This window comes from Microbacterium sp. EF45047 (assembly GCF_028472845.1).
GTDB classification, from domain to species: domain Bacteria; phylum Actinomycetota; class Actinomycetes; order Actinomycetales; family Microbacteriaceae; genus Microbacterium; species Microbacterium neungamense.
In genome coordinates this window covers 1,009,169-1,020,923 of sequence record NZ_CP069429.1, presented here as the reverse complement: position 1 = coordinate 1,020,923, position 11,755 = coordinate 1,009,169, and the positions used below count along the sequence as shown (strand labels likewise).

The following is an 11,755-nucleotide window of genomic DNA, read 5'->3' as shown; positions in this document are numbered from 1 at the left end:
TCTGTCTTATCGGCGCAGCCCCAGGCGCTCGATCAGCGAGCGGTAGCGCTCGATGTCGATGTCCTGGAGGTAGCCGAGCAGACGACGGCGCTGACCGACGAGCAGGAACAGGCCACGGCGCGAGTGGTGGTCGTGCTTGTGGTCCTTCAGGTGCTCGGTGAGGTCCTTGATGCGCTGCGTCAGCAGAGCGACCTGCACCTCGGGGGATCCGGTGTCACCGGGGTGCGTCGCGTACTCTTCGATGATCGCCTTCTTGACGTCTGCTTCCAGTGCCATGGATTCGATCCCCTCTCTGCTTGTTGCGCGGTGCCCGACGCCGGTTGCGCAGGCTCTCTTTATCCGCGGCCGATCTAACGGCAACTGAACGAGTCTACCAGCCGTGACGGCCGCGGCCGCACCGCCCCGATAGCCTCGAGGGGTGCAGTTCTCCCGCGGGCATCTCATCGATCTCACTCCGCTCACCGCCTCGCCGGCCTTCGCCCGTATGTGGATCGGCTCGTCGCTGGCCGGCATCGGCGGCCAGCTCACGATCGTCACGGTGATGCTGCACGTGTTCGCGCTCACCGGCAGCAGCCTGGCCGTGTCGATGATCGCCGTCGCCGGGCTGGTTCCCATGGTCCTCGCCGGGCTGTACGGCGGGATGCTCGCCGACGCGTTCGACCGGCGACGGGTGGCCCTGCTCGCCGCGGCGGTGGCGTTCGCCGCGACGACGCTGCTGGCCGCGCTCACCTGGACGGGCCTGGAGACGATCTGGTGGCTGTACGCGCTGAGCATGATCATCGCGGCGGCCAACTCGGTGGGCATGGCGACCCGCACCGCGATCGTGCCGCGGCTCATCCCCCGCGAGATGCTCGCCGCCGCCTCCGCCCTGAACGGCGTGGCCTTCGGCCTGACCGTCATGGTCGGCCCTGCTGTCGCCGGCGTCCTGGTGGCGCTCACCGGGGACGGCTGGACGTACACGATCGACGTGCTGCTGATGCTGTCGATGTTCCTCGGGCTGTGGACGCTGCCGGCGCTGCGGCCCCGAGGGCGAGATCGTCCGCCCCGGTCTGGCATCGCTCGTGGACGGGTGGCGCTTCCTGCGCCGCGCGCGCAACATCCGGATGCAGTACGTGCTCGATCTGATCGCGATGACCTTCGGCCAGCCTCTGGCGCTGTTCCCCGCACTCGGCACGGTGCTGCTCGGCGGCGGGGCGATCACGACGGGCGCGCTGACCGCGGCCGTCGCGGTCGGCACGTTCCTGTCCAGTTTGATGTCGGGCCGGGTGGTGCAGTACCGCTGGCACGGCCGCGGCATCGCCAGGGCGGTGCAGGCCTACGGGGCCGCGATCGCCGTGTTCGGTGCCGTGCTGCTGGCCGGGGTGCCGGATGCCATGCGCGGGCGTCTGCAGGGCGTGTTCATCGTCGTGGTCGCCGGCGGTCCGCGCGTGGGGGCGCTGTACGCGGGCGCGCTGGCGACGGTCACCGCGCTCTGGTTCCCGCCGCTGCTCGGCGGGTTCGTCGTGATCGTGCTGGTGGCGGTGCTCGCCCGGCTGAACCCGCGCTTCGCCGGCTACGACGCCGAGAGCCCCGAGCCCTGACGGGCCCGGGGCTCTGCGAAGGCCTCCGTCAGCCGACGGAGACGAGGTCGATGATGAAGATGAGGGTCTTGCCGGAGAGGAAGTGACCGGCGCCGGCCGGGCCGTAGGCCAGGTGCGGCGGGATGGTGAGCTCACGGCGCCCGCCGACCTTCATGCCGGGGATGCCCTCCTGCCAGCCCTGGATGAGCCCGCGCAGCGGGAACTGGATGGTCTCGCCGCGGCCCCACGAGGAGTCGAACTCCTCGCCGGAGTCGTACTCGACGCCCGCGTAGTGGACGGTGACGGTGTCGCCCGGCTTGGCCTCGGGGCCGTCGCCGACGATGATGTCGCGGACGACGAGGTCCGCGGGGGCGGGGCCGGTCGGCGCGTCGAACTCGGGCTTTGTGCGATCAGTCATGCCTCCATCCAACCCGAGCCGCGGCGGCGCGGTCAACGCGGGGCCTCCGCTGAACGCGAAATCGTCAGTCCCGCTCGGTCACGTCGCGCCCCAGCCGCTGCGACACCCAGACCGGGATGAAGGAGGCGAGGATCACCACCGTGGCGACCACGTTGACCACGCTCGCCTCGTTCGGCCGCGCCATCTGGTTCATGATCCACAGCGGCAGCGTGTCCACCCCGGGCGGGGCGGTGAAGATCGTCACGTAGACCTCGTCGAAGCTGAGCGCGAAGGCGAGGATCGCCCCGGCCACCAGGGCGCTGCGGAACTGCGGGAAGGTGACCAGCCGGAACGTCTGCCAGGGCGTGGCGCCGAGGTCGGTGGAGGCCTCCTCGATGCTCGGGTTCAGCCGGCGCAGCCGCGCCAGCACGTTGTTGAACACCATCACGATGCAAAAGGTGCCGTGCGCGATGATCATCCCGAAGAACCCGACCTGGACGCCGATCGGCTCCAGCATCTGGTTGTAGGTGTTGTTCAGCGCGACGCCGGTGACGATGCCGGGCAGCGCGATCGGCAGCACCACCAGCAGGTTCACGGCGCGCTGACCGAAGAAGCGATGACGCTGGAGCGCGAAGGCGACCAGCGTGCCGAGGACGACGGCGATCACGGTGGCGCCGGCGGCGACCAGCAGCGAGTTGACCAGCGCGTCGCGCACCGGGCGGCTCGTGAACGCCCTCCCCCACCACTCCAGGGAGAAGTCCGCCACGGGCCAGCTGGCGATCCGCGCGGCGTTGAACGAGTTCAGCACGACCAGCAGCAGCGGCACGTACAGGAACGCGAGGATGAGCGCGACGACGACGCCGAGCATGACCTTCGCGGTGCGGGACGGCCTCAGCATGATCCGCTCACATCCTTTCCAGGGCGCCGGTGCGCTGCACGCTCACCAGGTACACGACGACGAAGGCGATCGGCACCAGCGAGAACGCCGCCGCCAGCGGCGGATTCAGGTTGATGTTGGAGGCGATGACGCTGCCGATCATCTGGGTGTCCCCGCCGACGAACTTGGCGACCAGGTAGTCGCCCAGGCTCAGGGAGAAGGTGAACACCGACCCGGCGATGATCGCCGGCTTGATCAGCGGCAGCACGACGGTGCGGATCGTCCGCCACGATCCGGCGCCGAGGTCGGCCGACGCGTCGAACAGGTTCGGCGGGAGCTGGCGGATGGCGGTGTACACCGGCACCGCCATGTACGGCAGCCAGAGATAGGTGAGGGTGATCACGACCGTGACCAGCGTGAAGCCGGGGCCGTGCAGCCCGAACGGTGCGAGCAGCCAGTTGAAGAAGCCCTGTTCGGTGAAGGTGATCCGCATGGCGAGCACCTTCACCAGGTAGCCCGCCCACAGCGGGAGCGTGATCGAGACCGCGAGCACGCCGCGCAGCCACGGCGAGGCGACCTTCGCCATGAAGATGCCCAGCGGCACCGAGATCACGATCGACAGCACGGTGACGCCGAGGGCGATGCCGAGCGTGCGCAGCGATGTGGACAGGTAGGCCGGGTTCGCGATGAGCTGCTCGAAGTTGCGCAGCGTGAAGCCGGGCTTCACCTTGGAGGTGAACGGGTCGGTCACCCAGAACGCGGTCACCAGCAGCATCACCAGGGAGAAGATGTAGATCCCGATGAGCCAGGTCATCGGCAGGGCCAGCAAGCCCGCGATGCGGATGCGGCGTCTCATGTCGGTCCTCGTGTCGGTGCTCGTGTGGTGGTGGGGAGCCCGGGGCGGGACGCGGTCCCGCCCCGGGCGCAGGTGTTCAGCCCTTGATGCTCATCCAGGCGTCGGTCCACTGCTGGAAGTTGGTGCAGGTGACCTCCTCCGGGTCGCGTCCGTCGATGCACTGCTCGATCGGAGTGGTCCAGAACCACACCTTCTTGAAGTACTCCTCGTCGGTGGCGTGGTAGTAGTCGCAGTGCGCCTTCGCCTCGGCGCTGGTCTCGCAGAACGCGGCGTTGGCCGGGGCCATGCCGAAGTTCATCGCGATCGCGCCGTTCACCTCGGGAGAGGAGGCGTAGTCCATCCACGCGTACGCGCAGTTCGGGTTCTTCGCCTCGGCCGCGAGCATCCAGGCGTCCGACCAGCCGGTCGAGCCCTCCTCGGGCAGCACGCTCTTGAACTTCTCGTCCTGGGTGAGCTTGCGCAGCACCTCCCACGAGGTGCCGACCACGGTGGTGCCGCCGGCGAACGACGTGATCTGCGCGGCCGGGTCGGACCAGTACTCGGAGACGATCTCGTTCTGTTGCTTGAGCAGGTCGACGGCCGCCGCCAGCTGCTTCTCGTCCAGCGCGTACGGGTTCTCGATGCCGAGCTCGGGCTGGTGCGCCATCAGGTAGACGGCGGCGTCGGCGATGTAGATCGGCGCATCGTAGGCGGTCACCTTGCCGGCGTACGGGCTGTCCTTCTCCCAGACGACGTCCCAGCTGGTGGGCTCCTCGGTGACGACCTCGCTGTTGTACTGCAGGATGTTGGCGCCGCGGCCGATCGGGATGCCGTAGGACTTGCCGTTGATGGTGTCGTAGATCTGCCCCTTCATGCCCTCGACGATGTCATCGCCGAAGTTCGGGATCAGATCCAGGTTCAGCGGCTGCACGTCGCCGCCGGCGATCAGCCGGAGGCTGGCGTCGCCGGAGGCGGAGACGAGGTCGTAGTCGCCGGTGCGCATCAGCTGCACCATCTCGTCACTGGTCCCGGCGACGCGGCGGTTCACCGTGCATCCGGTCAGCTCGGTGAACTCGTCGCTCCAGGCCGGCTCCACGAAGCCCGACCAGGCGATGATGTTCACCTCCTTCTCGTTCTCGCCGAGCTCCTCGATCATGGGGATGTCGGGGACCTCGATCTTCAGCTGCCCGTCGCCCTCGGGCGTGCCGCCTTCGGCGGTGCCGGAACAGGCGGACAGGGCGAGGGCGGCGGTCGCCGCCATCGCCGTGGCGATGATCTTCCTGCGCATGGATCGCTCCTTCGTGATCGTGCTTCTGGTGTGGGACGGGATCGGCGTCGATCCTCAGGGAAGCCGGGCCGCGTGGGCTGGGGTCCACGCGGCCCGGACTCGGTCGCCGCGGCGGAGGGACGCTCCGGCGGCGGGATCGTGGGCGTTCGGCTGCTCGGAGATGATCTCCATGCCGGCATCCGCCGCGACGAGGTAGCGGGTGGCGGGGCCGGTGTACACGATCTCCCGGATCGTGCCGGCCAGCCCCACGTCGCCGTCCGGGAGCGGGGCGTCCGTGGGCAGCAGCCGGACACGCTCGGGACGGATGCTCATGGTGCGCCGGTCACCGGTGAGCTCTTCGGCGAGACCGGCCTCGACGAGGTTGGACAGGCCGAGGAAGCGTGCCACGAACTCGGTCTGCGGGTTCTCGTACACCTCGCGGGCGCTGCCGACCTGCTCGATGCGGCCGTTGTTGAACACCGCGACGCGGTCGCTCAGGGTCAGGGCCTCCTCCTGGTCGTGCGTGACGAAGATGAACGTGATGCCGACCTCGCGCTGGATCTGCTTCAGCTCGATCTGCATGTGCTCGCGCAGCTGCTTGTCCAGGGCGCCGAGAGGCTCGTCCAGCAGGAGCACCTGCGGCCGCAGGATGAGCGCGCGGGCGAGGGCGATCCGCTGCCGCTGCCCACCGGAGAGCTGGTGCGGGAGCCGGTCGGCGAGGTGGTCGAGGCGCACCCGGCGCAGCGCCTCCTGCACCTGCGTGACGCGCTCCGCCTTCGCCGTCCCGCGCACCCGCATCCCGTAGCCGACGTTCTCGGCGATGGTCATGTGCGGGAAGAGCGCGTAGTCCTGGAACACGGTGTTCACGTGGCGCTGATGCGGCGGCACTCGGGTGACGTCCACGCCGGAGAGGCGGACCGTGCCGGAGGTGGCGGACTCGAAACCGGCGATCACCCGCAGCACCGTGGTCTTGCCCGAGCCGGACGGGCCGAGCATGGAGAGGAACTCCCCCGGCGCGACGTCGAGGTCGAGATCGCGCACCGCGGTGAAGTCGCCGAACGACTTGGTGAGCTTCTGCAGCGAGACGCTGCCCTGGACGGATTCGGCGTCCTTCGCGGGCTGCGCGGCGGGGGCTGCGGTCGTCATCTCGGTCTCCTCGGATCATCCTCGAACGCGGAAGGTCTGCTAAACCTATAAAACCGTAGGACATATTTCAACTCTTCGACGCGAACCGTCCCGCGAGATGGAAGAATCGGCCCATGGACCCGCTGACCACCGCCTCCGGAGCGCGCCCGCACCGGTCCGGTGACGGCCGGTCCCGGCAGCCGCACCGCATCCAGGGCGCCGTCTTCCAGCCGATCGGCGACGAGGGCCGCGCCGAGCTCGTCGAGCGCAGGCTCGTCGAGGCGATCACCCGCGGGCACCTGCGCGCCGGGGAGCGTCTGCCGTCGGAGTCCGAGCTCGCCCGCAGCTTCGGCGTGGCACCGGTGACCGTGCGCGAGGCGCTGCTCGCGGTGCGCGGACGCGGCCTCATCGTGACCCGGCGCGGCCGCAACGGCGGCAGCTTCGTCGCCGACGACGCCGATCCCCTCGCCCACGCCCGCGACGCCGTGCTCAGCAGCTCCCGGCTCGCGCTGCGCGACATGGGCGCGCACTACGGCGCGATCACCTCCGCCGCCATCCGCCTGGCCGCGCGGCGCGCGGACCCGAGTGAGACGACGCAGGTGCGCGGCCGGCTCGAGCGGATGCACGAGCTCGACGCGGAACAGCAGCTGCGCCTGCTCGACGACGTGCAGGTCGAGCTCGTCTCGCTCAGCCAGTCCGCCCGGCTCACCCGCGAGCAGATGAAGCTGCAGGCCGAGTTCTCCCCGTTCCTGCGCCTGGTGGCGCCCGACGAGGAGGGGCTGCGGCGGCGCGCCGAGGCGCTGCGCGGCATCATCGACGCGGTCGAGGCCGGGGACGCCGACGACGCCGGCCGGCGCACCGAGCAGATGGTTGCCGACGCGATCGACGCCCTGATCCAGATCCAGACCCGGGTCGCCGCGGAGCCGCGATGACCCGCGCCCCCATCGACGTGCACAGGAGGACGCGATGAGCAGGACCACCACCGCCCCGGCGAGCGCCGCAGCGGAGATCGTCACCCGGTACTTCGGCTCCCCGATCCGGATGCTCTCCGGCTGGGTCGAGCCGTTCGCCGAGCGCGTCGCCGAACTGCAGCGGACCGGGCCGCTGACCCGGGCGAAGATCGACGACCTGGTCGAGCCGTACGCCCTGCGCACGCTCGACCTCGAGGACGTCCCCGTGTACGGGGCGGGGTTCATCGCGGCGATCGATCTGCTCGCCGACGCGCACAGCCATCTGGCCTGGTGGCAGGGCGAGGACCGGCGGCAGCTCGTGTTGGCGTCCCAGTCGGTGAACAAGGAGCACATCGACTACAGCGAGCTGGAGTGGTACCGGGTGCCGATGGCGACCGGCGCGCCGCACGTGGCGGGGCCGTACGTCGACTACCTGTGCAGCGACGAGTACACCATCACGATCGCCGTGCCGGCCACGGTCGACGGGACCCGGATCGGCGTCGCCGGCCTTGACCTGCTCGTCTCCGAGGTGGAGCGCGAGCTCACCCCGCGCTTCGCCGCCCTCGGCCAGCAGGTCACCCTCACGAACGGCGTCGGGCGCGTGGTCGTGTCCACCGACCCGCGCTGCGCGACCGGGGACTCCGTGCGCGGCAGCCGCCTCGCCGACCTCCCCCGCATCCACTGCGCGGGCGTCGCGCTCGACGTCATCGTCGAGGACTCCGGGGCATCCGGCTCTTGACACCCGGCGCGGACCGGGTGCACCCTGGGTACAAGCCAACTCAGCGCCCGGTCGACCTGCAGGCGATGCCGCAGCACCGGGCGCTGAGTGTTGACACGAGGATCGCACGTGAGCGAGCGCAGCGAGTCGAAACCTCCGTCCGGACGCTCTCGCCGGATCAGTACGCCAGCAGCGCCGCCCTCGTCGCCCGCATCCGCATCAGCAGCGCCTGCTCGTCCGCTGCGGCGTGCACGTCCCGGCCGTGCATCGCCCGCTGCCGCACCGCCGCGAGCGCCGCGGCGTCCTTGATGAACGAGCGCATCAGCGGACGGCGATCGCCGCGGAGACCGGCGGCCCACTTCATCCCGATCCTGCGCCCGGCCGGGGTGGCGAGCATGGTGACCTCCTCCGGGGTGAACCAACCGGCGGCCGCGTAGTCGCCGAGCCGTTCCCGGGTCAGCCGCGCCTCCTCGCGGCGCAGGGCGATGATCGCGAGGATGAACCCGACGAACAGCGGCACCTGCGCGGTGAGGTAGAGCGCGAAGAAGTCGCCCAGCAGCGAGGAGCCGTTCCAGAACGCGTGCAGCGCCATGGCCCCGACGGCGCCGACCGCCGCGGCGCCCAGCACTCCCCCGCCGTTCGCGCCGCGTCGGGCCGCCAGGCCGATCGCGAAGCCGGTGAGCGCGGTGAACATGGCGTGCGCGAACGGCGACATCAGCGCGCGGAGGACGAAGGTGATCGTCAGCTGCACCACGCCGCCCTCGATCAGGCTGACCGCGAAGTACTGCACGTTCTCGGTGAACGCGAACCCGGCGCCGACGAGGGCGCCGTAGACGATGCCGTCCACCGGGCCGTCGAACGCGCGACGGCCGATCAGGTAGATGATCAGCAGGCCGGCGCCCTTGGTGATCTCCTCCACCACGGGCGCCTGGATCACCGCGCTGAAGAACTCCGAGCGCATGCCGACGCCGACCGCCAGGGCGAGGTCGATCAGCAGGGTGAGCCCCACCGAGGCGACGGCTCCCCACGCCACCGCGAACACGATCAGGCTCCGCGGCTCCGGCTCCCATCGGTCGATCAGCCGGATCCCCAGCAGCACGATCGCCAGCGGGATGATCGCCAGGATGAGCCCCACGACGGACGCGCCGGGGCCGAGCGCGAGGACGAAGTAGGCGATCAGCAGCAGCAGCAGGAAGCCGAGCACGCCGAACAGCCAGATCGAGGCGGTGCGCCCCTTGCGCACCGGCATCGGCAGCGCGGGCATCGCCGGGGCCGGTGCCGGGGCCTGCGGGGGCGGCGGGGTGTACACCAGCGGCTGGGCGAGCGCGGTCGGGAAGGACTGCGGCGGAGGAGGCGCGTACCCTGCCGACGGGGGCGCGTACGCGGACCCTCCCGACTGAGGCGTGTGTCCGGACCCTCCGGCCGGCGGCGGGGAGTACGGGGACCCTCCGGGTGGCGGGGAGTACGACGGGGGCTGTCCTCCAAGACTCATGGCAAAAGCCTAGAGGTCGCCTACCGCGCACCGCGCGCACCGGCCGGTAGCGTAAAAGGATGCGTTTCGCCCATCTGCGCGCTCCAGAATCCGATTCGATCCGGCTCGCCGTCGTCGACGGACTGGACGCCATCCTCGTCTCCGACCTCGTCGACCCCGCCCCCGCCACGCTGCAGCAGCTGATCGAGGGCGGCGACGAGCTGCTCGCCCGCATCCGGTCCGCGGTCTCCGAGGGCGGTGCGCCGCGGCATCCGCTCGACGGCTTCGGATTCGCCTCCGCCGTGCTGGCGCCGCCCGCGGTGCTCGCCGTCGGCCTGAACTACGCCGCCCACTCCAGCGAGCTGGGGCTGAAGACCGACACCGCTCCCACCGTGTTCACGCTCTGGCCGAACTCGCTCACCGGGCACGAGGGCACCACGTCCTGGCCGCGCGCCCTCAGCGAGAACGTCGACTACGAGGCCGAGCTGGGCGTGATCATCGGCGTCCCCACCAAGGACGTCGACGCCGCCGACGCGCTCGACGCGGTGTGGGGCTACACGGTCGTGAACGACATCACCGCGCGGAACATCCAGTTCGCCGAGGCGCAGTGGTCGCGCTGCAAGTCGTTCGACGGCTTCACCCCCACCGGGCCGGTCGTGGTGACCGCCGACGAGATCCCCGACCCGCAGGACCTGCACATCTGGACCGTCGTCGACGGGCACACCGTGCAGGACTCCACGACCGGGCAGATGGTGCGCTCGGTGGCCACGCTGATCGCCCACCTGTCGACCTCGATCACCCTGCTTCCCGGGACCCTGATCTCCACCGGAAGCCCGGGCGGCGCCGGCTACTCGCGCGACCCGCAGATCTTCCTGCGCGACCGGTCCACGGTCACCGTCGGCATCGACGGCATCGGCGAGCTGACCACGCACTGCCGCATCCTGGACTGACCCGCCCCGCCGCATCCGAGCCGCCCGCCGCATCCGAGCGGCCCGCCGCGCCGGCCGCGCCACGACAGCAGAAGGCGCCCTCCCGCATGCACGGGAGGGCGCCTTCCTCGTCCTCAGTTCTGCGGCAGATCCTCGGCGGCGATCACCGGGATGGCCGCCGTCACCGTCTCCAGGCCCGACAGGCGCGCCGGCGAGATCTGCTTGGTGACCTCCTCACGGGTCATCAGCCCCGCCTCGACCACGAGGTCGGCGACGTTGCGGTTCGTCAGCAGCGCCGTCTTGGCGAGGGCCGCCGCCGCCGCGTAGCCGATGAAGGGCGTGAGCGCGGTGACGACGCCGACCGAGGCGCCGACCATGGCGCCCAGCCGGTCGCGGTTCGCGGTGATGCCGTCGACGCAGTTCACCCGCAGCGTCCACATCGCCTGGCGCATCCACGTGATCGACTGGAAGATCGAGTGCGCGATCACCGGCTCGAAGGCGTTCAGCTGCAGCTGGCCGCCCTCGACCGCCATCGTCACGGTCAGGTCCGCGCCGGCCACGGCGAACGCGACCTGGTTGACCACCTCGGGGATGACCGGGTTCACCTTGCCCGGCATGATGCTCGAACCCGCCTGCTTGGCGGGCAGGTTGATCTCGCCGAGGCCGGCCTGCGGACCGGAGGAGAGCAGACGCAGGTCGTTGCAGATCTTCGACAGCTTGATCGCGTTGCGCTTGAGCGACGAGGAGAACGACATGAACGAGCCGGTGTCGCTGGTCGACTCGACCAGGTCGGTCGCGGTGACCAGGTCCAGCCCGGTGATCTCGCGCAGGTGCTTCAGCACGGCCGCGGCGTAGTCCGGGTGCGTGGTGATGCCGGTGCCGATGGCGGTGGCGCCCATGTTGATCTCGTACAGCAGCCAGGCGTTCTCGGTGAGGCGGCTGTGGTCCTCGCCGAGGGTCGTGGCGAAGCCGTGGAACTCCTGGCCCAGGGTCATCGGCACGGCGTCCTGCAGCTGGGTGCGGCCGACCTTGAGGACGTCGTGGAACTCCTCCGACTTGGACAGGAACGACTTGCGCAGCAGGTCGAGCTCGTCCAGCAGCGAGCGCAGCGTCAGCGACAGGCCGATCTTGATCGCGGTCGGGTACACGTCGTTGGTCGACTGGCTGCGGTTGGTGTGGTCGATCGGCGACAGGTAGGCGTAGTCGCCCGTCTGGCGGCCGGCCATCTCGAGCGCGATGTTCGTGATGACCTCGTTGGCGTTCATGTTGGTCGACGTGCCGGCGCCGCCCTGGATCACGCCGACGATGAACTGGTCGTGGAACTCGCCGTCGATGACCCGCTGGGCGGCGTGGTCGATGAGGTCCGCGCGCTCGGCGTCGAGTACGCCGATCTCCTTGTTGGCGCGGGCGCTGGCCTGCTTCACCATCGCCAGGGCGCGGATCAGGTCGGGATACACCGAGATCGGGCGCTTCGTGATGGGGAAGTTCGCCTCGGCGCGGGCGGTGTGGATCCCCCAGTACGCTTCGGCGGGGATCTCCATGCTTCCCAGGGAATCGGTCTCGGTACGGGTCGGGGCAGGCGCGTCGGCGGCCATGTCACTTCCTTGTGGGGTGGTGGCGGGTACAG

The 11,755-nt window shown here is 70.3% G+C and carries 12 protein-coding genes and 1 pseudogene; 5 read left to right on the top strand and 8 right to left on the bottom strand.

Annotated elements, in window-relative coordinates; all coding sequences use genetic code 11:
* Positions 1 to 6 precede the first annotated feature (6 nt).
* A complete protein-coding gene (rpsO, locus tag JRG78_RS04815) occupies positions 7 to 276 on the bottom strand; it encodes a 30S ribosomal protein S15 (protein WP_259607885.1) in 270 nt (89 codons plus the stop codon).
* Positions 277 to 484: 208 nt separating this feature from the next.
* Here rpsO and JRG78_RS12575 point away from each other — a divergent pair.
* Positions 485 to 994, top strand: a pseudogene (locus JRG78_RS12575) (MFS transporter); the annotation flags it as partial.
* Between the two features lie 67 nt (positions 995 to 1,061).
* Positions 1,062 to 1,580 (top strand): hypothetical protein, encoded by a 519-nt coding sequence (locus JRG78_RS12570; RefSeq protein ID WP_336297722.1) that lies wholly within the window; start codon positions 1,062 to 1,064, stop codon positions 1,578 to 1,580.
* Between the two features lie 28 nt (positions 1,581 to 1,608).
* Here the strand turns inward: JRG78_RS12570 and JRG78_RS04805 are convergent, their stop codons facing one another.
* The 5 genes from JRG78_RS04805 to JRG78_RS04785 all read right to left on the bottom strand — a co-directional run bounded on the left by JRG78_RS04805 (position 1,609) and on the right by JRG78_RS04785 (position 6,081).
* A complete protein-coding gene (locus tag JRG78_RS04805) occupies positions 1,609 to 1,977 on the bottom strand; it encodes an FKBP-type peptidyl-prolyl cis-trans isomerase (RefSeq protein WP_259607884.1) in 369 nt (122 codons plus the stop codon).
* 64 nt (positions 1,978 to 2,041) lie between these two features.
* Positions 2,042 to 2,854, bottom strand: a complete 813-nt coding sequence (locus JRG78_RS04800) for an ABC transporter permease (protein WP_259607883.1) — start codon at positions 2,852 to 2,854, stop codon at positions 2,042 to 2,044.
* 7 nt (positions 2,855 to 2,861) lie between these two features.
* Complete coding sequence (locus tag JRG78_RS04795) at positions 2,862 to 3,689, bottom strand: ABC transporter permease (RefSeq protein ID WP_259607882.1); 828 nt, start codon at positions 3,687 to 3,689, stop codon at positions 2,862 to 2,864.
* A gap of 76 nt (positions 3,690 to 3,765) precedes the next feature.
* Positions 3,766 to 4,956, bottom strand: coding sequence for an extracellular solute-binding protein (locus tag JRG78_RS04790; RefSeq protein WP_259607881.1), 1,191 nt, complete (start codon positions 4,954 to 4,956; stop codon positions 3,766 to 3,768).
* A gap of 54 nt (positions 4,957 to 5,010) precedes the next feature.
* The gene (locus JRG78_RS04785; protein WP_259607880.1) at positions 5,011 to 6,081 is read right to left on the bottom strand and encodes an ABC transporter ATP-binding protein; all 1,071 of its coding nucleotides are present in this window, start codon (positions 6,079 to 6,081) and stop codon (positions 5,011 to 5,013) included.
* A 113-nt stretch (positions 6,082 to 6,194) separates the two neighbouring features.
* Between JRG78_RS04785 and JRG78_RS04780 the strand changes: the two genes are divergently transcribed.
* Positions 6,195 to 6,992 carry a FadR/GntR family transcriptional regulator gene (locus JRG78_RS04780; protein ID WP_259607879.1) on the top strand — a complete coding sequence of 266 codons (798 nt, stop codon included), beginning with the start codon at positions 6,195 to 6,197 and terminating at the stop codon, positions 6,990 to 6,992.
* A 34-nt stretch (positions 6,993 to 7,026) separates the two neighbouring features.
* Entirely contained in the window at positions 7,027 to 7,749 is a 723-nt protein-coding gene (locus JRG78_RS04775) for a cache domain-containing protein (protein ID WP_259607878.1), read from the top strand.
* Positions 7,750 to 7,906: 157 nt separating this feature from the next.
* On the opposite strand, the gene JRG78_RS04770 is transcribed toward JRG78_RS04775, so the two are convergent.
* Positions 7,907 to 8,992 carry a PrsW family intramembrane metalloprotease gene (locus tag JRG78_RS04770; RefSeq protein ID WP_259607877.1) on the bottom strand — a complete coding sequence of 362 codons (1,086 nt, stop codon included), beginning with the start codon at positions 8,990 to 8,992 and terminating at the stop codon, positions 7,907 to 7,909.
* 287 nt (positions 8,993 to 9,279) lie between these two features.
* On the opposite strand from JRG78_RS04770, the gene JRG78_RS04765 reads away from it, so the two are divergent.
* Positions 9,280 to 10,149: a fumarylacetoacetate hydrolase family protein gene (locus JRG78_RS04765; RefSeq protein ID WP_259607876.1), complete on the top strand. Its 870-nt coding sequence runs from the start codon at positions 9,280 to 9,282 to the stop codon at positions 10,147 to 10,149.
* Positions 10,150 to 10,262: 113 nt separating this feature from the next.
* Here the strand turns inward: JRG78_RS04765 and JRG78_RS04760 are convergent, their stop codons facing one another.
* Positions 10,263 to 11,723, bottom strand: a complete 1,461-nt coding sequence (locus JRG78_RS04760) for an aspartate ammonia-lyase (protein WP_272653727.1) — start codon at positions 11,721 to 11,723, stop codon at positions 10,263 to 10,265.
* Positions 11,724 to 11,755: the final 32 nt, after the last annotated feature.

What these genes read in the sequence shown, in the direction of transcription:
- JRG78_RS04775 (WP_259607878.1), top strand. Translation starts at nt 7,027, where the DNA reads ATGAGCAGGACCACCACCGCCCCGGCGAGCGCCGCAGCGGAGATCGTC.
- JRG78_RS04795 (WP_259607882.1), bottom strand. Translation starts at nt 3,689, where the DNA reads ATGAGACGCCGCATCCGCATCGCGGGCTTGCTGGCCCTGCCGATGACC.
- JRG78_RS04805 (WP_259607884.1), bottom strand. Translation starts at nt 1,977, where the DNA reads ATGACTGATCGCACAAAGCCCGAGTTCGACGCGCCGACCGGCCCCGCC.
- JRG78_RS04780 (WP_259607879.1), top strand. Translation starts at nt 6,195, where the DNA reads ATGGACCCGCTGACCACCGCCTCCGGAGCGCGCCCGCACCGGTCCGGT.
- JRG78_RS04800 (WP_259607883.1), bottom strand. Translation starts at nt 2,854, where the DNA reads ATGCTGAGGCCGTCCCGCACCGCGAAGGTCATGCTCGGCGTCGTCGTC.
- JRG78_RS04765 (WP_259607876.1), top strand. Translation starts at nt 9,280, where the DNA reads ATGCGTTTCGCCCATCTGCGCGCTCCAGAATCCGATTCGATCCGGCTC.
- JRG78_RS04785 (WP_259607880.1), bottom strand. Translation starts at nt 6,081, where the DNA reads ATGACGACCGCAGCCCCCGCCGCGCAGCCCGCGAAGGACGCCGAATCC.
- JRG78_RS04790 (WP_259607881.1), bottom strand. Translation starts at nt 4,956, where the DNA reads ATGCGCAGGAAGATCATCGCCACGGCGATGGCGGCGACCGCCGCCCTC.
- rpsO (WP_259607885.1), bottom strand. Translation starts at nt 276, where the DNA reads ATGGCACTGGAAGCAGACGTCAAGAAGGCGATCATCGAAGAGTACGCG.
- JRG78_RS04760 (WP_272653727.1), bottom strand. Translation starts at nt 11,723, where the DNA reads ATGGCCGCCGACGCGCCTGCCCCGACCCGTACCGAGACCGATTCCCTG.
- JRG78_RS04770 (WP_259607877.1), bottom strand. Translation starts at nt 8,992, where the DNA reads ATGCCCGCGCTGCCGATGCCGGTGCGCAAGGGGCGCACCGCCTCGATC.